The organism is Parapedobacter defluvii (assembly GCF_014642075.1).
Classification (GTDB): Bacteria; Bacteroidota; Bacteroidia; order Sphingobacteriales; family Sphingobacteriaceae; genus Parapedobacter; species Parapedobacter defluvii.
In genome coordinates this window covers 50,535-75,018 of record NZ_BMIK01000014.1, presented here as the reverse complement: position 1 = coordinate 75,018, position 24,484 = coordinate 50,535, and the positions used below count along the sequence as shown (strand labels likewise).

17 protein-coding genes are annotated in these 24,484 nt (G+C 48.9%); 11 read left to right on the top strand and 6 right to left on the bottom strand.

What is annotated here, in order from left to right; all coding sequences use genetic code 11:
• Positions 1-36: 36 nt before the first annotated feature.
• Positions 37-942: a DMT family transporter gene (locus tag IEX60_RS17530; RefSeq protein WP_188752709.1), complete on the top strand. Its 906-nt coding sequence runs from the start codon at positions 37-39 to the stop codon at positions 940-942.
• Positions 943-944: 2 nt separating this feature from the next.
• On the opposite strand, the gene IEX60_RS17525 is transcribed toward IEX60_RS17530, so the two are convergent.
• Together IEX60_RS17525 and IEX60_RS17520 are read right to left on the bottom strand one after the other, a co-directional pair.
• Positions 945-1,469 (bottom strand): transposase, encoded by a 525-nt coding sequence (locus IEX60_RS17525; protein ID WP_229717624.1) that lies wholly within the window; start codon positions 1,467-1,469, stop codon positions 945-947.
• The gene (locus IEX60_RS17520; protein ID WP_188752708.1) at positions 1,459-1,932 is read right to left on the bottom strand and encodes a MarR family winged helix-turn-helix transcriptional regulator; all 474 of its coding nucleotides are present in this window, start codon (positions 1,930-1,932) and stop codon (positions 1,459-1,461) included. Before IEX60_RS17520 ends, IEX60_RS17525 begins: the two co-directional genes overlap by 11 nt.
• A gap of 119 nt (positions 1,933-2,051) precedes the next feature.
• Between IEX60_RS17520 and IEX60_RS17515 the strand changes: the two genes are divergently transcribed.
• Positions 2,052-2,432: an SRPBCC domain-containing protein gene (locus IEX60_RS17515; RefSeq protein ID WP_188752707.1), complete on the top strand. Its 381-nt coding sequence runs from the start codon at positions 2,052-2,054 to the stop codon at positions 2,430-2,432.
• 39 nt (positions 2,433-2,471) lie between these two features.
• Here the strand turns inward: IEX60_RS17515 and IEX60_RS17510 are convergent, their stop codons facing one another.
• The 3 genes from IEX60_RS17510 to IEX60_RS17500 all read right to left on the bottom strand — a co-directional run bounded on the left by IEX60_RS17510 (position 2,472) and on the right by IEX60_RS17500 (position 5,928).
• The gene (locus IEX60_RS17510) at positions 2,472-3,362 is read right to left on the bottom strand and encodes a T9SS type B sorting domain-containing protein (RefSeq protein ID WP_188752706.1); all 891 of its coding nucleotides are present in this window, start codon (positions 3,360-3,362) and stop codon (positions 2,472-2,474) included.
• A gap of 119 nt (positions 3,363-3,481) precedes the next feature.
• Positions 3,482-4,171: a hypothetical protein gene (locus IEX60_RS17505; protein ID WP_188752705.1), complete on the bottom strand. Its 690-nt coding sequence runs from the start codon at positions 4,169-4,171 to the stop codon at positions 3,482-3,484.
• 26 nt (positions 4,172-4,197) lie between these two features.
• The gene (locus IEX60_RS17500; protein WP_188752704.1) at positions 4,198-5,928 is read right to left on the bottom strand and encodes an immunoglobulin domain-containing protein; all 1,731 of its coding nucleotides are present in this window, start codon (positions 5,926-5,928) and stop codon (positions 4,198-4,200) included.
• A 586-nt stretch (positions 5,929-6,514) separates the two neighbouring features.
• Here IEX60_RS17500 and carA point away from each other — a divergent pair.
• The 4 genes from carA to IEX60_RS17480 all read left to right on the top strand — a co-directional run bounded on the left by carA (position 6,515) and on the right by IEX60_RS17480 (position 18,637).
• Positions 6,515-7,636, top strand: coding sequence for a glutamine-hydrolyzing carbamoyl-phosphate synthase small subunit (carA, locus tag IEX60_RS17495; protein ID WP_188752703.1), 1,122 nt, complete (start codon positions 6,515-6,517; stop codon positions 7,634-7,636).
• Positions 7,637-7,735: 99 nt separating this feature from the next.
• On the top strand, positions 7,736-9,028 hold the full coding sequence (gene eno / locus IEX60_RS17490) for a phosphopyruvate hydratase (protein WP_188752702.1): 1,293 nt from the start codon (positions 7,736-7,738) through the stop codon (positions 9,026-9,028).
• A gap of 266 nt (positions 9,029-9,294) precedes the next feature.
• The gene (locus IEX60_RS17485; protein WP_188752701.1) at positions 9,295-17,688 is read left to right on the top strand and encodes an MBG domain-containing protein; all 8,394 of its coding nucleotides are present in this window, start codon (positions 9,295-9,297) and stop codon (positions 17,686-17,688) included.
• A 52-nt stretch (positions 17,689-17,740) separates the two neighbouring features.
• Positions 17,741-18,637, top strand: coding sequence for a PorP/SprF family type IX secretion system membrane protein (locus IEX60_RS17480; RefSeq protein WP_188752700.1), 897 nt, complete (start codon positions 17,741-17,743; stop codon positions 18,635-18,637).
• Between the two features lie 19 nt (positions 18,638-18,656).
• Here IEX60_RS17480 and IEX60_RS17475 read toward each other — a convergent pair whose 3' ends face one another.
• Entirely contained in the window at positions 18,657-20,087 is a 1,431-nt protein-coding gene (locus tag IEX60_RS17475) for a LuxR C-terminal-related transcriptional regulator (protein ID WP_188752699.1), read from the bottom strand.
• Positions 20,088-20,516: 429 nt separating this feature from the next.
• Here IEX60_RS17475 and IEX60_RS17470 point away from each other — a divergent pair, with 429 nt between their 5' ends.
• The 5 genes from IEX60_RS17470 (at position 20,517) to IEX60_RS17450 (ending at position 24,475) form a co-directional block, all read left to right on the top strand.
• Complete coding sequence (locus IEX60_RS17470; protein ID WP_188752698.1) at positions 20,517-21,644, top strand: ABC transporter substrate-binding protein; 1,128 nt, start codon at positions 20,517-20,519, stop codon at positions 21,642-21,644.
• Positions 21,645-21,790: 146 nt separating this feature from the next.
• Entirely contained in the window at positions 21,791-22,588 is a 798-nt protein-coding gene (locus tag IEX60_RS17465) for a methionyl-tRNA formyltransferase (protein WP_188752697.1), read from the top strand.
• A 28-nt stretch (positions 22,589-22,616) separates the two neighbouring features.
• A complete protein-coding gene (locus tag IEX60_RS17460) occupies positions 22,617-23,216 on the top strand; it encodes a phage tail protein (protein WP_188752696.1) in 600 nt (199 codons plus the stop codon).
• A gap of 23 nt (positions 23,217-23,239) precedes the next feature.
• Positions 23,240-23,845 (top strand): phage tail protein, encoded by a 606-nt coding sequence (locus tag IEX60_RS17455; protein WP_188752695.1) that lies wholly within the window; start codon positions 23,240-23,242, stop codon positions 23,843-23,845.
• Between the two features lie 27 nt (positions 23,846-23,872).
• Positions 23,873-24,475 carry a phage tail protein gene (locus IEX60_RS17450; protein ID WP_188752694.1) on the top strand — a complete coding sequence of 201 codons (603 nt, stop codon included), beginning with the start codon at positions 23,873-23,875 and terminating at the stop codon, positions 24,473-24,475.
• Positions 24,476-24,484 lie beyond the last annotated feature (9 nt).

Here is a 24,484-nt window from a genome sequence, read left to right as displayed (position 1 = left end):
GATATTCGATTTATCTTTGCCTACATTACTTAAGGCATGGATAGTCATCTAAAGGGAGTACTCATGGCCCTACTAGCGGCCACATTATGGGGCGTATCAGGGACCTGCGGCCAATTTTTATTTCAAGAGCGGGCGATGCCTGTGGAATGGTTGATGGCGGTACGCATGTTAACTTCAGGTGTATTGCTATTGCTTGTGGCCCTACTGCGGAAAGACAGTAATGTGTGGGTGATTTGGCAGGACAGGCGTGATCGTCGGGGTTTACTCATTTTCGGTATCGTTGGTATGCTTACCGTGCAATATTCCTATTTCGCAGCCATAAAACATTCCAATGCAGCTACGGCGACTATCCTGCAATTTTCGGCGCCGGTATTGATCGCCGTTTATCTGGCGGTCCGATATGGCAAACGCCTCAATGCGTTGGGATATTTGGCTATTTTTCTCGCCGTGCTGGGCACCTTCCTTTTGGTAACCCACGGAAATATCCGTTCGTTGAATATATCGCCCTTGGCTTTTGCCCTGGGTATGGCATCGGCAGTCAGTTTAGCATTATATACCCTGATGCCGGGTAGGCTACTTGCCAAGTATAGCGCGTTGAGTGTCATCGGCTGGGGGTTGTTTATCGGCGGTATTGGAATTTCGCTGATCAGACCACCCTGGGATGTTGAGGAAATTATATGGGATGGGTACACGTATGCAAATACCGTCTTCGTGGTACTGTTCGGTACATTGATTCCATTTTACGTATACCTGAAAGCCGTACAATTGATTGGTGGGCAGACAGCCAGTCTCCTTACCTCGGCTGAACCCTTGTCTGCCACGCTGATCGCGGTGTTATGGTTGGGTGTATCCTTCCAGGCACTGGATTGGGTAGGGGCATTGCTGATTGTCAGTACCGTATTCCTATTGTCTGTAGGTAATGTGTCCAAGGGGCATTCCTGACTTTACAGGAGTTTGATACGTAGGTTCATGACCATGACATATAACGGGATAAGTCCGAATGAGATAGCCACAAAGATTCCCACACGGAAGTAGTTGAGAATTCGCCATTGAGAAGTACGGTTGAGCAAATCTGTGTCTGTTGTGCCGGATGCTGCAATTTTTTGAAAATCGATGATATTCGGAGCAAAATAGATTAGTGTCCAAATCCGTACGGCGACATGAAGCAAAAACAGCAGTAGTAACCAATTTCTAACCGGATCTATCTTCCAGCAGAAGACGAGGGCAAGCAAGAAAGTAAGCTCGTGCAGTGAATGCGTAACAATCCAAAATACTTTGAAGTCAAGCCCGTATTTTCCTCCCAACATCGCAAGGGATGCTGGTGGCGAGGCGGTCCATTTGGGTACAACGGCTGCTGTTTCAAATAATTGTGCGCCATTCATCATGAAATATGCCAGCGTGGTGATCAGTAGCCACATTTCGGCTCTTGTTAAATAGTTTGTTGTTAATTGTTCCATCTTAATCGTCATGATTTAATTCTTTTATCGTGTCATCCATAATTTGCACAGCGGAGCGAAAATATTTCTCAAGTACTTCGAGCTCCTGATCCGAAAAGGACGTAACCAGGGCTGTGGTTTTTTTATCCAGTTCTGAAAACAAAGGCTGGAGAAGTTTCATGGTGTTTTCCGTACAGGGAACAATGATTACCTTACGCCGGTCGTACCTGTCGAATTCCCGCTTGGCTAACTTTTTTTTCTCCAGTCGGTCCACTAAACCTGTGACAGCACCTGTAGTAAGGCCTGTCAATTTGGAAAGCTCTCCCGCTGTCATCGCACCCCGTTCAATTAATAATCCCAGGTATTTATGGTCAGTACCTGAGAGGCCCGCTTTCCGTGCAATAGCTTCATGCATCCGTATGGAAGTGTCCGAATAGCGTCTGCTTAGTACCCGCATTTCCAGGATTTTTTCAATACGGATTGTTTTTTTTACCATACAATTATTTTTGTTTAAAAGTATCTTAGTAACAAAGATATATAATTAATTTATATATTGTGAAAAATTAGAGGTGAATTCTTGGGAAATGCTAAGTTTGCATGATAATACAAGCATGTATGAAAGACTATAAGGCTTATTTCATCGTACCGGCTGCTCCGGAGTTCGTTTATTTGGCATTAACCACTCCCGAAACCATCCGGCTTTGGACCGGGGACGAGGTGGTAATGATTGCCGAGCCGGACACCGAGTTTTCTCTGTGGGATGGGGCAATCGTAGGTAAAAACCTTTCATTTGAACCCGGTAGGAAAATCGAGCAACAATGGTACTTCGGTGAGCAACCGGAACCTTCTATCGTGACCATCAAGCTACATCCGCATAAGCAGGGAACCTCTATGGAAGTGAGACATACCCATATTCCGGATGATGATTACGATGACATAGTGGATGGCTGGCGTACGGTATACGCCGCATCGCTCATTGATTTTTATACGGAGTGATTTCTACCCATGGATTTCGCTTCCATTCCTTGTTGTGTTTTACTTATTCACATTCCGGATTAACGTGATGTACCCTTTGAAAGTCTGCCAATGATTATTGGGAAGCCTGACTTCAAATACATAGTAATACGTACCTTCACTGAGATTGCTGCCATTCCAGTCGCCCTTATAGGGACTGGCCCTGTATACTTCGTTGCCCCAACGGTTAAAGATGACCATGCGGTTTTCAGGGAACAATTCCAGCCCGCGAATCCGGAAGTAATCATTAAGGCCGTCTCCGTTGGGTGTAAAGGTATTCGGAATTTTCATTGCGATCACTTCTATGGAAGCGATGGATTCATTGTCTTCCGAGTTGCTGTCGGTTCGGCTATGAGCTACAATCGCCAATTTGTCAGCATGTCCTTCACTGGTTGCGCGTACGCTGATGGTGAGTGATTGCGATTGGCCGGCGGTCATATCGCCCGGCAACCAAGTAAGTTCCCTCGTGGCGGGGTTGTAGAAGACTTGCCCGGCATAGTTCCCCAAAATACCCTCATAGGAGACATTTTGGGGGATGGTGGCCGAAACAGTCACACTTTCTGCTGTATGCGTGCCGTTGTTTGTTATAAAAAGCTGGTAAGTGAAAAGACCTCCGATCAATACGGTTGGCCGGTCGGGCGTGTTTCGGATTTGCATATCCACATTTACGTTGCCTCCGTTTGAATCGGGATCGATGATGACTTCCACAGGATCTGAGAGGTCGGAGTTGCATTCATTGCCTAGTGCCATCACGGTATAAGTACCCGCGTCTGTTACAGTAAGCTGTTGGTCGTGGAAACCGTTTATTGGCTCACCGTTGTGAAACCAGAGGTAGGAAAGGGCATTTTCTGAGTTTGCAGTGAGCACAACAGAGCTACCTTGTACAATGTGCGTAGTTTGTGTCTGTGCCATAACCTGTATAGACAGGAAAAACAGACAAAATAGCAACGGAGATGACCTCGGCAACATGATAGATTTATCAATTTTGCACGCCATATTTTATGGCGTGCAAAATAAGGTACTGAAATGAATTACAATGTTTCTCCAGTTGCACCCCCGCCAATTGTTATCGTTGGCGTGCTTGGTTTTGGTAACACAGTTACCTCATGATCTTCAGCAGATGAGCAATAGGTCAGACTACCAACTGAATACCCTGCTTTCAATCGATAGGTCGTTGTTGTATTTGGATTTATGTCCGGGTCCGGTGTATAGGTAGCAGACGTTGCTCCAACGATTGCTGTTTCTACACCGCCGTTAACCGTAAACCACTGATAGGCATAAGTCGTATAAGCATCTGTGGTTGTCAGATCGGCTGTAAAAGTTTGATCACCGGCATCTTCGATACAGTAATCTTCGGCGTCAAAGTCAACGGTTAGTGGGGCGAATACATAGACAGGAACTGTAGCCATATCCGATTCGCAGATTTCAGGGTTAGCTGCATTTCCCACGGTTGATATATAATAATATCCGGTTTCTAAGTCCGCAGCCGGGATGGAATTATCCGTTAAGACCAAAGTTGTAGTGGGGGTTGTTGTTTCGGTCGAACTGTAGCGGACAATCCATTCCGTATTAGCTGGAGGGGTACCGAGATCAAGATCTGAACCTTGACAAAACAGATTGACGCCAGAGGTTGTCGGCACGACTTGGGCATTGGTCTGTAACACATTTAACATGAGTAACAGAGAACTGGCTGCGATGGTGTGTTTGATGGTCTTTTTCATACGTGTAATTTTTGATTGCATTTAATTTAATATTGAGAATGAGGGTTTATATTCAATAGAGGTGGTGGCGGTTTAGGTTGGATTTTTATTGTTAGATTTAGGTTCTCACTGGCACACCCACTCGCATTTTTTACAATAAGGATACCTTGATAGTCGCCGGGTATGGCCGCCGAAGGCTTGTTAATTAAGATAGTCCCACCGGTTGGTGAGAAATTGTGAGATGAATTTTCGATATCCACAAATCCCATAGATTCCGCTTCGGTATTCCAATCAATACTGTATGTAATCGGAGCCGCCGTTGTAGCGCTGTAAACAATATGTATCTGTGAATCCTCTTGGCATGCAGTTGTCAATTGGGGAATTGTGATGGTCGGTGTGGGTAATACGGTAGCTGTAACAACCACACGCGGAGACACGCAGCCCGTGATTTTATCTATTGCCTCAATGTAATAGTTGCCGTTTGCGGTTACAACTGATGACGGTAGGGGAGATCCCCCTGTCGAAGCGGTATAATATTGGTAATTGTAGTAATCTGGTTGGTAATTAGCAATTGCACCGATTAAATCTACGGAACCGCAACGGGTAAGTGCGGTAGCTAATTCAGTTGGATCATCAATCACCAGTACACGGGGTAAACGGCTTACTTCGTATATGCGCAGTTGGGTAAGAGCTTCTGCAACACCTCCCATTTTGATTTCAATTCGATCAAATGAGCTGGTAACCGGAATAGTTAATTCATACTTATTAGAGGAGCTTGGCAATAGTCTTAATGAAACGGTACTGGCATTTCCTGAAATGGGACTGCCAGCAACTGTGTTTCTCAAATAAGGCTGTATTTGGAACGTTGACAATAAATTCAGATCCAGCAAGTTCGCTCCAGGATCTTGCAACAGCACACGAACTACCTGATTGGGAGTCGAGGGGCTGGCAAAAATCGTCGTATGGAATACCTCACTTAGTAACTGAACTCCGGTGCTGATCAATGCATAGCTGGTCGTATTATCATCCCTAGCATTCCACGGATTTGTTACCGTTCCTGTAGCATTGACAATTCCACCTTCAACGGAGCCGGCCCGCACACCGGATAACACATCAATCGGTGCGTTTCGTTCTTCGCAGTTTAATGTGACCGATGCGTCTTCCATTACATAAGCATGAAAAAATTGCGAAGTTGCTGAAACGCCTAATGCAGATGTTAACCGGATACGGACGCCTTGGAAAGAAGCGTTTGGCGTTATGATTATCTCCGATTCTCCGGCACCATTTAACAGCGCCAATAATCCTCCACTCGTAACCTGACTGCCGACATTCGTGTAGGTCCATCCGGTAAGTCCCCCGGCATTGCGGAGATTTGTAATGGGCTGTATGACAATGCCCGTTAGCACACCCAATAAATTGGCGGGCAAGGATAGCTTTATGAAGACAGGGGTGCCGGCCGGAAACGTGGGAGAACCGGATGCATTAGTTGCTGCGGGGTTGGGATTAAAATCAACTACTTGCTCGGCATAAGTAAGCCCTGCGGCTCCAAGCAAAAATCGCAAAGTAGACGCATCACGGGGATTCCCATTAACTGCATTGGAAGCATTATCAATGCTACCCCCAAAACCTAATAATGCTATGGAAAAATCGTGCTGCCTGGTTGCATATCGCCGTACTTTATCCTGCCCCCGCCCCTCATTCACCACCCCCAACAGCAGCACCATCACCGCAAAAAGTCGGAGCGAACGAAAACATATGGATAGGACGGGAGGGTACATATCAATTCATAGGCAAGTGTGCAACAAGAAGTAGAATCGGTGTTAATCGGGATATTGGTCAGTCGTGTTTTTCAATTCATGTAAATGTATTCAGTATCTGCACCACAAAGGTAGCGCCTTGGCTATGCGGGAGCTTCGTTCATCTTGTTCATATTCCTTTTAGTTGTAGACCTTCCTGCGTTTTATCTGATGCCAGACCGCTATGCATTACCTTGTACCTATCCGGCACTCATCTTGCTATCAACGTGCGGTCGGCGAGCTACTATCCGCACTGATACACCTATCGGAGCGCAGGCGGACCGTGGGCTGACAGCGGGGTTTAGCGCAGCAGTCTAGGAGCAGTCTGGAAGCGGGTAGGTTTCCGGTGTAGCCTGATGTAAAAAATTTTTATAAACCCGCAAAAAATCTCTATCTTTGTCCCTCGTGAAATTTGGAGTACATTGCTTCATGACGAAATGCCCCAAGCCCGGAAATCTTTCCGGCATTTCTTACGTTTTTAACCGTTTTTGGCCCCGAGAGGGCTTTTTTTATGAACATACGTACGGATTTCATCAACACGGCAAACCATCAACAATAGGAATAAAGAATGACTAACTACAGTAAACTTCCTGCGATTCTGTTACTGGAAGACGGAACCGTCTACCATGGCAAAGCTGCTGGAAAGATTGGCACGACGACGGGCGAGATCTGTTTCAACACAGGAACTACCGGTTACCAGGAGATTTTCACAGATCCGTCTTACTACGGGCAGATCATGGTTACGACCAACGCCCACATTGGTAATTATGGTATACGCGGAGAAGAGTCTGAGTCAAATGAGATTCAGATTGCAGGGCTAGTGTGCAAAAATTACAGTGTCAACTACAGCCGTAAAATGGCCGATTCGTCTATCCAAACGTACTTCGAAGACGGAAATCTGGTAGGTATTTCCGATATAGATACGCGCTCGCTGGTGCGTCATATCCGCAACAAAGGAGCCATGAACGCCATCATTTCCTCCGAAATACTGGATGTCGACACACTGAAGGAAGAGCTGGCGAAGGTACCTTCCATGGAAGGCTTGGAGCTGTCGTCGGTAGTAACCACCAAAACCCCTTATTATTACGGCAATGAGGATGCACCATTCCGCGTAGCGGTACTGGATCTGGGAATTAAGAAAAACATTCTGCGTAACTTTGATGCGCGGAAAGTATATGTTAAGGTGTTTCCGGCAAAAACTTCGTTTGCTGAGATGGACGCTTGGGGTGCAGATGGTTATTTCATCTCAAACGGTCCCGGTGATCCGGCAGCCATGGATTATGCCATACAGACCGTAAAAGAAATACTGGCGGCTGATAAACCTTTTTTTGGAATCTGTTTAGGCCATCAGCTGTTGGCGCTGGCCAATGGAATACGTACAAGCAAAATGTTCAATGGTCACCGAGGCATCAATCATCCCGTTAAAAACATCATAGCCGACCGCTGTGAGATTACCAGCCAAAACCATGGTTTCGGAGTTGTGGCCGAAGACATCAAGCAATCAGATAAGGTAGAGATCACGCACGTGAATCTGAACGATCAATCCATTGAAGGCATCCGGGTGAAAGGAAAGAAAGCCTTTTCGGTGCAGTATCACCCCGAATCATCACCCGGCCCGCACGATTCACGCTACTTGTTTGACGACTTTGTGCAGCTGATGGAAGAAGGCGAACTTAGCTTGGAACGTTGAAAGTTTTTCGTTAGTTTTGACCGGAAGAAATAATGTGTATAAATTACACTAACCATTGAATTGTTTTTGCAAATAGTAACCATTAAATAGAAGAAATACATGAGCTTGATCATCGACGTACATGCGCGGCAGATATTGGATTCGCGCGGTAATCCTACCATCGAGGTAGACGTGACCACTGAAAATGGTTTTGTAGGCCGTGCGGCCGTTCCATCGGGTGCTTCCACAGGTGTACACGAAGCGGTGGAACTGCGGGACGGAGATAAAGCCAAGTACCTCGGTAAAGGGGTGTTGAAGGCAGTGGAAAATGTAAACACCAAAATTGCAGATGCCCTGCAGGGTATTGATGTTTTCGAACAAAACGCTATCGATAAGGTCATGATTGATCTGGACGGTACCGAAAATAAGGGAAACTTGGGTGCCAACGCGATTCTGGGTGTTTCCTTGGCGGTGGCTAAAGCTGCGGCACAGGAAAGCCGTCAACCGCTGTATCGCTACATAGGTGGCGTGAATGCCAATACGCTGCCCATTCCGATGATGAACATCATCAACGGCGGGTCACATTCCGATGCACCCATCGCGTTTCAGGAGTTTATGATCATGCCTGCGGGTGCTCCTTCGTTTTCCGAGGCACTGCGTTGGGGTGCGGAGGTATTCCACAACTTGAAAAAGATTCTGCATGACCGTGGCTTGTCTACCGCAGTAGGGGATGAGGGCGGATTTGCGCCGGCATTTGATGGCACGGAAGATGCCGTTGAAACGATTTTAAAAGCCATTGAAAAGGCAGGATACAAACCGGGTAGCGATATCTACTTGGCATTGGATTGTGCGTCATCTGAGTTTTACAAGGATGGCAAGTACGATTATACGAAATTCGAAGGTGATAAAGGGGCCGTACGTACCAGCGAAGAGCAGGCAGCTTACCTGGCAGAGCTTACGGAAAAATACCCCATCATTTCCATCGAAGACGGTATGGCTGAAGACGATTGGGAGGGATGGAAGCTCTTAACGGACAAGATCGGGGCATCCGTGCAGTTGGTGGGAGACGACCTGTTCGTGACCAATACAAAACGCCTGCAACGGGGTATCGACGAAGATACGGCAAACTCCATCCTCGTGAAAGTAAACCAAATCGGTTCGCTTACCGAAACGATCAATGCCGTATCTCTGGCACAAACCAACGGATATACCTCGGTAATGAGCCACCGCAGCGGTGAAACAGAAGACTATACCATTGCCGATCTGGCCGTAGCGCTTAACTGTGGACAGATTAAAACCGGATCGGCATCGCGCTCCGACCGGATCGCGAAATACAATCAATTGCTCCGTATCGAAGAAGAATTGGGCAGCAGTGCACGGTTCTTGGGTAAAAACTTCAAGTTCGCGAAATAACGCACCGTCAAACATCATTTTGACCCAAAAGGGGAAGCTAAGGTAATTGGCTTCCCTTTTTTGTTGACTTATGCCTGATTAATCCTGTACCCCATCTCACTAAAAATAAAACCACCCTTTTGGGTGGGGAAATCTATCCGGCGGATAGCTATTTTCGCAGCCAAACATCTACTACACTACTATGAGAACTTACCTTGACATGGGTAGCCATGTCGCAACGATTAAAAGCAATCTTATTTTCATCGCTTAATTCAGAACGTATATCTATGCATGTTTTTACCCGTTCAGGACGTCCGAGGTTATGGGGACAGGTGCTGCTTAGCACATTATTTATGGGGTTGGTAACCACCAGTTTGGTGGGAAACGCATTTGCGGTTAATTCGGTATCAGGGACATACCGCGTACCGTTGCCCTTCGTAGGTGGCACCGGTACCGAGAATGATCCGTACCAGATCGCAAACGTAGATCAGCTCCAGGCAATGAAGGATTATCTGGATAGCTATTTCATCCTTATCGCCGACATCGATGCTTCGGCTACGGCCGGATGGAACAGCGGTGCCGGCTTCGAACCGGTGGGCAAGCTGGGTACGAATACCCAGTTTGTTGGCTCGTTTGATGGAAATGGTAAAAAGATAACAGGTTTGAAAATAAACCGCCCTACGGCTGATCCGTTTTCATATACCGGTCTGTTCGGCGTGGTCGGTACAATCAGTGATCCGGCTGAGATTATCAATGTGGCATTGGAAGGGGTAAACGTTAACGGATATAATAATGTTGGAGGCTTAGCAGGCAGTATTCAACCGGGTAGTACGGTTGAAGAATGTTACGTCACGGGTAGTGTATCGGGAAGTTCTTATGTCGGTGGTTTAGTTGGTTTTACCAGCAGTGGCTCTATTATCCACAGTTATGCAACGGCTAGTGTCTCGGGTACGGGTACGACGATAGGTGGTTTAGTGGGATTTAATGCTGGCCCTCTCGTCTCCTGTTACGCTACGGGCAGTGTTTCAGGCGGTAGCGTCGTTGGCGGTTTGGCCGGTCTGCACAATATAGGTTCTACCATTACATCCAGTTATGCCATGGGCAGTCTATCGGGCTCCACCGAAGTCGGCGGTTTGGTAGGCAACGCTCAGGGGACGATTACCCATGGTTATTGGAACACTACAACCTCGGGGCGGGTCAACGCTGTCGGTAGCGGTTCATCAGCTGGTGCAACAGGGCTTTCAGACAGTCAATTTAAGCTTGCCGCATCATTTAGTGGATTTGATTTTATCAACGATTGGGCGGTTGATGAAGGATTATCTTATCCCTATTTACGTGACGAACCCGCCACCGTGGAAATCAGCCCGGATGCAGCCGGGATTCTGTATGTTAATAAAAATGTCGCAGGCGGCAATAGATCCGGGGATAGCTGGGAAAATGCCATTCCCCAATTGTCCGAGGCTTTGCAATGGGCAAACGAAAACTGGAACACAACAACAGATGGAACGCTGCAAATATGGGTAGCAAAAGGAAAATATTTGCCTACGAATAGTACCTCCGACCGTGTGGCTTCCTTTCAATTGGTCAGGGGCGTGGAAATATACGGTGGCTTCCCCGATCAGGGAACACCTACGATGGATGACCGCGATTGGAAAGCCAATGCTACAATCCTCAGCGGAGACATCGACGCCAATGATGACGAAGATATCATCAACGATCCTACTGTGCAGATAAAGGGAAACAATAGTTTTCACGTAGTAATCGGTGTGGGTATAACCAATACAGCCGTTCTGGATGGTTTTATTATCACCGGAGGCAATGCAAACCAAGGAACAGCGTACTTATGGGGCGGTGGGGTCCGCATCATCGGTGGTAACCCCGTACTCACTAACCTGGCCATTACGGGCAACAGAGCTTACCTTGGAGCGGGAATGTACAGTTCTACATCTGCATCTCCAACATTGACCGATGTGACGATCAGCAATAATCATACGGTTAATGCTACGAACGGTGAGGGGGGAGGCATTTATAGTTACGGTTCCCATCCTGTGTTGACACACGTCGTCATCGAGAACAACTGGGCGGCAAATAATGGGGGTGGAATGAATAGTCAGGACAATTCGCGTCCAACATTGACAGATGTCACTATCCGTAACAACACAGCTGTTAACTCAGGTGGGGGACTATATGTCCAGAATGGTACGCCAAAGTTGACAGATGTGGTAATCAGTGATAATTCATCGGCTTACGCCGGAGGAGTTATGCTCGGCGATGCCAATGCGGAATTTAACAATGTGACGATCCGTGACAACACGGCAACCACGGGCCAAGCCGGTGGAATAGCCGTTAGCAATGCCACGCAAAAGCCGGTTTTTACGAATGTGGTTATCAGCGGTAATTCCTCAGTCACGTCAGGTGGAGGGCTGTATAATTCGGGCAACGTTGCCGCGGTCTTTACCGATGTATCCTTCACAGGCAATGTGTCGGGGATTGGTGGTGGAATAGCTAACATAAGTCCGAGCGCTGTATTTACGAATGTTATCGTCAGCGGTAATTCAGCTACAAATCAGGGGGGCGGCATCTATAATTCAGGTACGTCGACCTTTGCCAATGTGGTCGTCAGTGGTAATACTGCAGCAAACCAGGGTGGCGGAGTATTTAATGCAGGCACTTCCAACTTCACCAATGTGACCATCAGCGGTAATTCAGCGGGTGCTAACGGTGGCGGGATATACAGCCACAATGCCTATTTTAAGTTGGCTAATTCAATTGTTTGGAATAACCGTGCAGGTGGGGGTACTGAAACAGCTTCGGCATCCATTTATAACTATACCAATAGCTATCCTTACAATCCGTCTATTTCCTACAGCGCTGTTGCCAACAGTTTCGACGACAGCGATAACTGGGTTGGAACTATTGGGGTCAACGATGGCAACAATATGGATGCAGATCCGCTATTTGAGGAAGATGTTGACTTGACGGACCTGCCCACCATACATGGTAACCTACGCCTTACAGAAACCAGCAAGGCCGTCAATGCCGGGAGCAATGTGGCGTATACCACTGCCGGAGGGAAACTGGCTGACGACCTTGATTTGGACGGGAACACCCGGGTGTATAACCACTCGTTAGGAGGCATCATTGACTTAGGTGCGTACGAAAGCGAGTTCGGGGTAATCAACCGTGCCCCTGAGGCCATCGATGTGTCCTTTACGGGTACCTTAAACGTAAGATTGATGCTCACCGGCAGCTACACCTTCGATGACCCCGATGGGGACGAAGATAAATCGACATTTAAATGGTACCGTTCGGATGACGCGGCGGGAACCAATAAAACTGCCATTGATGGCGCCATAGCAAAGACCTATGCATTACAGGCGGAAGACAAAGGTAAATACATCAGCTTTGAAGTAACCCCGAACGATGGATCGGTTGATGGACCTTCGGTGGAGAGCGATATCCAAGGACCGATCGGAGAGGCAGGCCCCATTCCCGGCAGTGAATGGGCATTGCGAACACCGGCCCCGGAAGGCCTATGGAATTCGGTAGCTTATGGAAATGGTTTGTTCGTGGCTGCATCTTATGGAGGTACAAACCGGATCATGACCAGTCCGGATGGGGTGAACTGGACGGCACAGGTCGTTCCGGAGAACAACGCTTGGCAAGATATCACGTTTGCGGATGGGAAGTTTGTTGCGGTTGCACAGGATGGAACAAACCGCGTGATGACCAGTACAGATGGTATCCATTGGGAGGCTCATGCTGCAGCCGAAGATAGAAGCTGGCGATCGGTAACCTATGGCAACGGCAAGTTTGTGGCTGTTGCCTTTGAGGGAGGCGAGGGCAATCACGTGATGATCAGTGAGAACGGAACGGACTGGACCTCGGTGCTGGGGCATAAAGGCTATTGGCTGTCCGTTACGTACGGTGCGGGTCAGTTCGTTGCGTTATCTACTTTCGGGTCCAATTACATCATGACCAGTGCCGATGGAGAGAACTGGACGGTGCAAAATCCGGGGGCCATGGGCCAGTGGGCAGCGGTAACCTACGGTGCGGACCGGTTCGTGGCAGTATCTAGTGACGGCAATGTGATGATCAGTACGGATGGCGTCAACTGGAGCGGGCAAACCGCACATGCAGGCATCTGGATGGATATTACCTATGGCGATGGACAATTCGTAGCGGTATCCAGGGGTGGCGATAACCAGGTGATGACCAGTCCGGATGGAACCGATTGGACTGTCCAAACGCCTGCGGTGACAAGTATATGGGCGGGGATCACCAACTCAAATGGATTGTTTGTCGCGGTCTCCCGGAGTGCTCCCAGTGTGATGACATCGGGCACACCGCCTACCGTACCCAATACACCGCCGGTGATTTCCGATCTGACGGTCGATGGGCTGCTGGAAGTAGGTGACAGATTATCTGCCAATTATACGTATTCGGATGCCGATGAAGATCCCGAGGCCTCGATCTTTGCGTGGTACCGTTATGATGCAGCGGCGGGCGATGTGGGTAAAACGCGAATTGAAGGGGCTACTTCGGCGACATATGTATTGTCTACCACCGACCTCAATAAATGGATCAGTGTGGAGGTCCTACCCAGTGATGGCGAAGACGAAGGAACAGCCGTGGAAAGTCCCCGTGTCGGGCCAGTGGTAACCGGCAGTAACATCCGTTTTGTAAAAGCCCAAAACAGCGGGGGAATACCCACCGGAACGGGCTTAGATTGGGGTACGGCATGCAGTGACCTACAGGCGATGATTGACGTACTTGCCGCGAAAGGCGGCGGTGAAGTGTGGGTGGCAGCAGGTACTTATTTCGCACCGGACACCAGTTTCCGCATGAAAAACGGGGTTGCGATTTACGGCGGATTTTCAGGGAATGAAGCTTCCCTTGACGAACGCGATTGGGCAGCAAACACAACCATATTATCGGGCAGCGGTTCAAGGAGGGTCATGGACAATACCTATACAGCGGAGAATCCGTTGACCGCAACGGCGATCTTGGATGGCTTTACCCTTACCAATGGCGTCACCAGTATGGCATTCGGATCGGGAATCGCGAACAGTTATGCCTCACCTATGCTGCGAAATCTTATTATCAGTAAAAATGAAGGAGCCTATAAAGGAGGTGGAATTGCAAATGTCCATGCTTCTTCACCAACATTGATTAATGTCGTTTTGCAGAACAATCGCGCAGGAAGTTATGGCGGTGGATTAAGCAGTGATGTAGATTCGCATCCCCTACTGATCAACGTGATTATCAAGGGCAATTTTTCCGACGGCGGTGGTGGCGGATTGACCGCGACGGACAACGCATCGATTACACTAATCAATACCGTAATTACGGGCAACGTTGCAAGAGGAGGAGGAGCCATCTATGTGCATAATTCCGAGTTAAACATTATCAACACCACCATAAGCGGTAATGTAGCCGGGGATGCGGGTATCGTGGTTAGTGGCACTAGTACCGCTACGTTGCAGAACAATTTGGTTTGGGGCAACGGACCAACTGACTATAAAGGGGAAATATCGGCTTCATCCGGAAAAAACTTGATCGGAGGGTTGGAAGGTCATAACTTGCTTAACGGCGAGGTGTATGCGGGTACCCCTGCAGATCTTTTTGTGGACTATCAGCCTGCTATGGCAGATATTCCTACTGTAGCCGGCAACTACCACCTTGTGGGATGCAGTCCTGCAATAAATGGGGGTGACAATGCGCGGTATCCGGGTGGACTGGATTCGTTGACAACCCATAGCGACGTGGCAGGCAATCCAAGGCTTGCCTGGGACACGGTGGATATGGGTGCCTTTGAATATGGGGAGGTACCGACGCCCCGGCTGGTTGTTCCGGCGGATAGTATGTACAAAATAGGTGATGAACTTATTTTTACTATTAATTTCCACCAACCGATGGTGGCAAGCGATGTGTTGGCCCTTCCACTTACTGTAGGGGGCCAGTCCAGAACTGCATCCGTTGTAGGAACGTCCGATAACGGTCATGAGATAAGCTTCGGGTATACGGTGGCTGAAGGTGACGAAGATGCCGATGGTATTGACCTTGGGGTCGATGCAGATTTATCCTATTGTCCTGTTTCAACGGTGGGTATTCACATCGACGGCGTTCGGCCAAAATTAGAAATTGTATCGATCGCATCGGATAATGCGATGTCGTCTGTGGCCAAGATAGGGAACAAGATTGTCCTGACATTTACCGCTAGTAAACCCCTTGCAGAGCCTGTTGTTAAAATAGCAGGTAATCCGGCTGTTGTCAATGCTTTGGGTGCCGATGGTCTACAATGGCAAGCGGAATATGAACTTACGGAAGGAGACGAAGCAGGAACAATCGATTTTATGGTGAATGGATTGGTGGATTTCGTGGGAAATACCGGCTCAAATGTAGTGATGACAACGGATGAGAGTAGCGTGACTTTTTACAAAGTGCCCCCTGTGGTCACAGGCGTATCGGACGGCGAGGTATACAACCAGGCGGTGACCCCGGCTTTCAATGAGGGCACCGCTACCTTAAATGGTCAGCCGTTCACTTCGGGTACAGTTGTCACGGAGGATGGTGAGTACACGCTGGTTGTAACGGACGAAGCAGGAAACGAGACGGTAGTCCGTTTCACGATAGACAGATTGGCGCCGGATACGACCCCTCCTGTGGTCACAGGCGTATCGGACGGCGAGGTATACAACCAGGCGGTGACCCCGGCTTTCAATGAGGGCACCGCTACCTTAAATGGTCAGCCGTTCACTTCGGGTACAGCCGTCACGGAGGAGGGTGAATATACCTTGGTTGTAACTGACGAAGCAGGAAATGAGACGGTAGTAAAATTCAAGATTTCAGTATACCCGGAAGAGCCGGTCAAGGTTCCGGGCGTGCCAACAGGACTTTCGGCCATTGCTGGAGACAGACAGGTAAAGCTGAGGTGGCAATCTCCGCAGGGTAGTGTGCAGCCGATTGTCAATTACGTCATTCAGTATTCATATGACGATGGGCAAACTTGGACGACTGCCGAACACGCTCCTTTGGTAGACACACAAGCGGTAGTAATCGGCTTGGACAACAACCGGTCCTACCGGTTCCGCATTGCCGCAGAAAACGTAGCCGGAATGGGCGCGTTCAGTGCAGAACTAGCGGGCATTATCCCCACAAAGCCGGTACCCAATGCAGATGGAGAATTCCCCGAACCGGAACCCGGTGAGACGGTAGTGATTACAGAGGGAGGCGTTGAAGCCATCACGCTGGAGGTGATTGAAGGGGAATACCTGCGGCTGCACGGCGAGGGATATGCGATAGAGTTGGCTTCACTCGGCATGGACGGCGAACGGATTCCGATTTCAGCAATCGATGCAGTGATTCGGCTGATACGCGGTGTGGATGCCGCAGTTTACGTGAGTGGCAGTGGTTTCGAGCCTGGAACGGTGGTAACGGTTTACCTGTTCTCGGTACCTGAGCTGGTTGGCCATATTCCAGTGGGAACAGATGGGCGTTTTGCGGGTACCCTTACGGTTCCGATGCATTTGGAACCCGGTCGTCATACCTTACAGGCAAATGGAATTGTGGCAGGTGGTAAAGGTGAACGTTCGGTGTCGGTAGGGTTGCTATTGGTCGACAACAAACCGCAGCGGATTAATTTCGGTATGCTTGCTGATCGGACTTATGGCGATAAACCAGTGACACTGGACGCGACTGCGAGCAGTGGATTGCCGGTGCGCTATGTGATCACCGACATGAAGGGTGATCTGACAGACATTGCCGAAATAGAGAGCGATAACCGCTTGCGCATTCACGGGGCGGGGGACATCCAGGTCATCGCGACGCAATCGGGTGATCTGGAATACGCGGCAGCAGTACCTGTAATTAGGGTACTGCGCATTGCAAAAACACCGCTTACGGTCGGTATACCGGATGCCACACGTGCGTACGGCGAAAGCAATCCAGCATTTGTAATCTCGTACAATGGCTTTGTGAATGGGGATAATCCTTCTTCCCTGGAAACGCAGCCGCAGGCATCCACGGAGGCAACCGAAGGTAGCGTACCAGGTAGCTATGCCATTGCGGTGTCGGGAGGGAAGGCGGCCAACTATGCCTTTACCTATCAAGAGGCTACACTGACGGTAACTAAGGCGCAGCAGGCCATCACGTTCAGTACACCTTCGGAGGTGAACCGCAATGTAGGAAGCATCCAGTTGGCTGTTTCGGCGGGCAGCGGCCTTCCGGTGATGCTGAGCCTCGATGATGACCAGGTAGCCACATTGAGTGATTACACCCTTCACATTCACCGCCTGGGAACGGTGAACATCACGGCCACGCAGGTGGGAGATGGCAACTATGAAGCCGCAGATCCGGTGACGGTAACGCTTCGGGTGGTGGACCCCTCGGCTGACTTTGCCGTGCGGGTACATCCCGCCGTATCGCCGAATGGCGACGGCGTCAACGAGTTCCTGATGGTGGAAGGCATCCGCGATTACCGGGAGAACCGCGTTACGGTCATCAACCGGAACGGCACCGTGCTTTGGGAGGCTTCTGGTTATGACAATGACCGGATCGCATTCCGCGGCATTAGCACCGGACAGGAACAGCTGCCCGCGGGTACATACTTCTACATCGTTGAGGTAAAGGTAAACGGGATGTGGGAGCATAAGAAAGGGTATTTCGTGCTGAGGTATTAGTGGGTGAAGTAGGAGACAACAGATAACAGACGTTTGACAACAGAAGGTTTATATGAAACGGAATCTAATCACAACGGTAGTGGCGGTATGGTGTGCATCGGCAGCTGCATATGGCCAGCAGGCCCTGACGCATACACAGTACGGGGAACTGTGCACGGTAATCAATCCCGCTGCAAGCCTGCTTCACCCCGGCGGTGAGGTGAGTGTGATTGGCCGCCGTCAGTGGGTCGGCATGGAAGGAGCACCCGAAGTGTTTTGGGGAAGCGGCCACGTGGGGTTCCGGAATTTCGGTGCCACGGCAGGGATCAGTGTCCGGCACGAGAGCCTGGCGTTGGAGAAGCTGACGGAGGCATCGGCATTCTTTGCCAAAAGTGTCCGTATCTCGGAAAGTGAATATGTGGGTATGTCGCTGAATGCTGGGATGAGCTACCTTGACGGCCGTTTTTCGCAGCTGGATCCGCAGGATCCGGCATTCCGCGAGGACGTGCGGGAGACGGATGCATTGGTGGGCTTTGGGGTAATGCTTTACCGACCGGAACGATACTACGTGGGGCTTTCACTTCCGCGATTGATGCTAGGTAGTCTGGGCGTAGACTCGGACAGCCGGTATAGCTTCCGTAACCTATACCACCTGACGGCCGGGGCGCTGTTTCCGCTGGGCACAGACTTCCGGTTCCGGCCGTCGCTGCTGGTGACCTATGCAGAGAACCTGCGTCCGCAGGCGGAGGTATCTGCGTTGGTGTTCATCAAGGAAGTTTTCGGAATCGGGACAAACGTGCGAAGCTACGGGGAGATTGCCGGGATGGCACAGTTTAAGTTCGGCGGCTTCGGGCTGGGTTACAGCTACCAGTTCAATCCGGGCAACGAACCGCTGAACCGGCGGATCAGCAACACGACCCATGAGATCGGACTGCAATATCGATTTGGTGGAGCAACGGGGTTATTATAAAGGGGGAAGTGAAGCACGGTCATGCTTTCAATGATTTTTGAAGTACCTGTGCCTGATTCCTGTTTTTGACGTCCAGTTTCAGATAGAGATTGCTAACGTGATATTTCGTTGTACTCAAAGTGACGAAAAGTTGCTCAGCAATCTCTTTATTGGTTAACCCGTCCCAAATGCAAAGCAAAACTTCAATTTCCCGATCGGTGAGCTCGTACTGGGCTTTCAATGCATCTACTAGTTTTTCTTTCGTGTCGGATTGAGTCTCTGCGTGGGCGGCGCCATTTTTTCGGTAACGTTCTTCGACTTCTTTGATTTCCAAGGTTTTTAGATAGTTGTTTAACTCCTCACGGTATCGGTCATTCTCATGTTGCAAGCTCTTGGCTTTGAAGATGATGGCAAAGCTGATGGCAATGATCTCAATGGCACTTACCAGCCGGAATGTACTGATGCCAAAGGGTGAATAAGTAGATGAATCGATCCGGGTATATAGGACATACAGCAGTCCGATAATGACCACGAAACTGAATGACAGCACCAAGAAACGGGCGTAAACATCGTGTCGGAACCGCCGGAGGGCCAGGTAGAGGCAACAGACCGGAAATAGGAAGCATAAGGAATAGGTGAAGATCTGGGCGGCGTAGCTGTCTGTAATCGCATAGACTAGACTACTGGCCAATAACAGCGCAGATATTCCCAAAAACCATTTTCCGAAACGTTTGAAGGGGATGCTTAGATCAAGAAAATAATAGGTGAATGGCACGGAAATAATGGATGACACGGCACTGTTAAATACAATTAGATGGTCTATTACCAAGCGCCCATCGGAGAAATAATGAAACATACCATCCTCATAAAAAAAAGAGAGGAACGTAGTCAGTAGGAGGATGCAATAGGTGATAAATCGCCTGTCCTTAAAGATCAGGAAAAAGACCAGGTTAAAAATGACTGACATCAGTGCAAGGCCGTAATACAATCCGATACGGAACAGGTCGAAGGATTCGTTACTCGAGAACTGATTGCGCTCCCCGAGCTGCACCTGCAGGGTCTGCGGCGGATGCGCTCCGAATGATAGATAGTATAAGGAATCACTCGGTATCAGTGTATATTGCGGAAACCTGCTTTTGAAATGCCCCGAGCGGCTATCGGTATTCCGGAGCATGCGCTTCCATTCGCCGTCTTGACGCAAGTAGAGGTCATAGTCGTGTACCCGCGCCGATGGAATTTGGAAAATGATCGGTACACCCAATAAATCCGCAGGGATATACCCCCGTATCCAGTTGTTTCCTTGGTTATCTTCAGCAACCGAAAGGTTCTCGTTGCTTTGCATGGGCGTGAAAAACAACTGTTCAATCTGGGCGGCAGGGAAGTCACCGGCTTGGGCATAGACATAAGGGCCTGGCAAAAATGCTGAAGTAAGCAGCCAAATAAGAAAAAGGAGGTAGATGGCCCTTTTCATGGTAGCAATAGTCGGTGTTTAAATTTATAAGCGGCAAAAATAGGATTTTTTCGATGGATTGGGCCATTGGTCAGAAATTAAGGGATAGAAAAAACTATACTTTGGTATAGGTTTGTATTAATTATTTGATAATCAATTACCTATTTAATTGTTTAATTAGTAAAAAAACTAATTATTTATTAAATCCTATACTTTAGTATAGGGCGTTTACGACATCAGCGACTTATTTTTGTACAACCAAAGCAACGATAATGTCTACTATAAGCGTTTGCATTTTTTGTTAATGGCCACTAAACACCCGTTGCAAACTGGCGGGTATGAAGTGTCCACCAATTAGCTAAAATGAATATACATCTACCCATTCATAGCTTGTCTGTCGGTGATTTGTCCGGCGAACATCATGCCCGCCATATCGGTTCCGCGAGTAGTATGAATACAATCACAATAGGCGTACTGTTACCCTCTTCAACCATTTTACCCATGGGAAAAGATTTTGAGCGGGCACTGAAACATGAGTTACAGGAAAAATTGGCAGAAAATGACTTCGCTATCGAATTGATTCCGGAATTCATCGGGCAAGGGAGCAAGATGGCAGTGGAAGAAGCCATTAACAAGCTCATTGGCTATCATCGGGTTGACGCGGTAACGGGTGTGTTGTCTAATCAAGTAGCGATGGAAATCGCTGAAAAGTTTGAAAAGCACCATATCCCGTTCTTACTTAATAACATCGGGGAACATGTGCCTAATCCCCACCGTTTCAATCCCTATACGTTTATAAATTCCATCCATTCTTGGCAACAGATCTGGTCCTTGGGTTACTGGGCGGTTCACACCTTTGGTAAACGCGGCATGTTTGTCGCCAGCATATACGATGCAGGGTATTCTTTCTCAAATATGCTCAAATTAGGCATGGAGGCAGCCGATAGCCAATCGGTCATGTCTTTTTCGATTGCTCAACTTCAGCATGACAATAAAACGGCTAACCCCAAGGATGTATTTAAACATATCGCTGAATTTCGACCTGATTTTATCTTCGGTGCATTTTGTGGAGGAGAAGCATCTGAATTTCTGCAGGAATATGTCCATTCCGGATATTATAAACAAATACCCTTGCTGGCTTTACCTTTCCTGTTACAACCTTTTGACGGACGAGCGCAGGAGATAACCGTATATACGGCAGTGACTACCACGCTGGATATGGAAAATGTGCAACCCATCATTGGCGAATTGAATACGAATAGCCCATTCAACGAGTTAGGTTCGGCAACAGGCTCGGTATTGGCCGAGGCGCTGAGGAATAAAGGTAGCAGAAGTTTGAAAGAGGCCATAAGCGAGGCCCGGGCCTATTCGATAAGGGGTGCGTTGCAGATCGATTCGTCACAGCCAGGTAGGGCCAATTACGTATACCTTGTTAAAAACACGTATAGCGGAGATGGCCACACCATTCATATGGCTGTTCAAAGCGCTCTGGAAACAGTGGATATCACCGATGACGAACTTATGAAAAGCATGGAGGGACCTACTTCAGGTTGGGGAAACCCTTATCTAGGTGTATAGTAATGAACATCGCAGTGCTTTGTAATACGGATTCGTTAGTCGTCCCAGCCCTCCATCAATTGCAAGAAAAGGGGTGGTTGTCTGGTGTGGGAATACCTGAAAAGAATAAAGACTATTTGGTTGGCCCCTTGCTCCAAATAGGCCTAATGGAAAATAACATTACGTTGATTCCTGCCGATACGCGGAAACGGGCGCTGAAAAATTGGATAGCTACGCTAAATCCAACAATGGTATTCGTGTTTGGGTTTCCCTGGAAGATTCCCGTGGCTATTCTGGAAATGCCGCCAAAGGGATTTTTCAATTTCCATTTCGGCGAGCTACCGACTTATCAAGGCGCAGATCCGGTATTCTGGCAACTTCGGAATAGGGAGGAACGGAGCGGACTTGCTGTGCATCGGATGACATCGATGATTGACCAGGGGCCTATTGTTTGGCAGGAGAAGTACCCCATGATTCCGGGCGAAACCTATGGTATGCATTGCCAGCGCATGGGATTGATAGCTGCTAATATGGTACGGCCGTTTATCGAACAAATGATGTCGGGCAAATTGATTGAAAGAAGCCAGCAAACCATAACACCCCGCTTTATAAAGAAGCCTGGAATAACCGATTTATCCATCAATTGGGAGAAACAATCTGCGGAAGAAATCGAGTGGTTGATCAATGCAGCAAACCCAAAATATGGCGGTGCTTGTACATTATTGAGGGGAAGGGAAATCAGGTTGTTGGAGGTAGCTCCGGCAGACATAGGAAAAATGGAAATGGGCAACATACCCATCCCGGGCACTATCGTGTATGCGGATGCGGTATACGGTTTAATCGTAGCGTGTAACGATAAGAAATTCCTAAAGGTGAATGTCGTGCATCTCCCTGAGGGTTATTTTTCAGGGGGTAAGCTCTTCAGCATGGGGGTTAAACCGGGTGAGCGATTTATAACTGATTAAAATGTTAACATAAAAAACCAATTGAATTATGGAAGGAACAATGGCAGAAATCCGCCTGTTCTCAGGCGACTTTGCCCCCCGATCATGGGCGTTTTGCGCGGGACAAACATTGTCCATATCGACCAATCAAGCGCTCTTTGCATTGTTGGGTACGACCTATGGTGGAAATGGGGTGACTACGTTCAGTTTACCCGATCTACGGGGACGAACCGTGATTGGGCAGGGAGCTGGACCTGGCTTAAGCCCACGTAGCATAGGAGAGGTCGTAGGCGCCCCCACCGAGACGTTGACACTCAACCAACTTCCAGCGCACACACATGTGGCGCAGGTCGTGGCAGGTGCTGCAAGTGGTTCGGCTACCCTGTATGGGGTAAATGCAGGTGGGGGGAGTGCAACACCTGGAGGCAATTACCTCGCGGAAGATAATGGGGCTGGAGCCACCGCTTACGCATCATCCGGAACACCCGTTGCCATGCATGCTGGCTCTGCAACGATTACGAACGTGCAAGCCGTAACTACGGTATCAATTGAAACGAATGGGGGGAACCAGGCGCATAGCAATATGCAACCATCCCTCGCCTTAAATTACATCATTTGCGTAACAGGCATATTCCCGTCAAGGGACTGATTATAACCAAAAAAAACATCGTCATGGAAGGAACTATTGGAGAAATCCGGATTTTTGCCGGGAATTTCGCTCCGCTCAGTTGGGCATTTTGCCAGGGGCAAACCCTATCTATCGCATCTAACAATGCATTATATGCCATCGTAGGTACTATTTACGGAGGAGATGGCGTCACGACCTTTAAGTTACCTGACTTGAGAAGCCGTATCCCGATCGGAACCGGCCAAGGGCCAGGATTGCCCGATTACGCGCTGGGGAACCAAGTCGGCCAGGAAACGGTCACGTTAACCGTCAACCAGATGCCCGCGCATTCCCACGCGGCTACCGTCCAGCAAGCCTCGAGCCCGGGTTCGGCGAGGGCCACGCTCAATGGGATAAACAATGCCGGTGGACAATCGACACCCGGCGGAAATTACTTGGGACAGGACAATGGCGCCGGCGCAACTTCCTATGCCACGGCAGGTGCCCCCGTTGCGATGCATGTTGGCTCCGTTGTGGCGAACATCAATGTCTCGCCGCCAGCGGTGATGCTTTCGACGAACGGAGGAAACATGCCACACGAAAACATCCAGCCCATCCTTGCGATGAATTATATTATCTGTTTGGAGGGCATATTCCCATCAAGAAACTGAGTTGATAATCTTAATAAGTCAAGAATTATGGAAGGAACAATAGGAGAAATCCGCATTTTCGCAGCTAATTTCGCACCCAAAAACTGGGCCTCCTGTGAAGGGCAACTGCTGCCAATTTCGAGCAATACAGCGCTTTTTTCGATTTTGGGTGTCCAGTATGGGGGAAATGGGACGACTACATTTGCGCTCCCCGACCTGCGGGGAAGAACGGCGTTGGGCGTTGGACAGGGCCCCGGCCTTGGTGATTATCCCATCGGTGAACGTATCGGTACGGAGAATGTAACGCTGCTTACACCACAGATGCCCATACATAGTCATGCAGCGACCGCCCAGGTGGGCACGGTCACAGCGACCGGCACATTGTACGGTGTCAATAGCCCCGGTGGACAGGATAACCCCGGTGGAAATTTCATAGGCGAGGATAATGGAGCTGGCGCTACACCCTATGCGGCTTCAGGAACGCCCGTTGCCATGAATGCAGGGGCGATAACGGTGACGGATGTGGTGGTACCGCCGCCCTCGGTGACTGTGGGTCCGGCCGGATCTACTTCACCGCATCCCAATATGCAGCCCTCGTTGGCAATGTATTACATCATCTGCATGTATGGGGTATTTCCTGCAAGAAATTAAGGTAACATA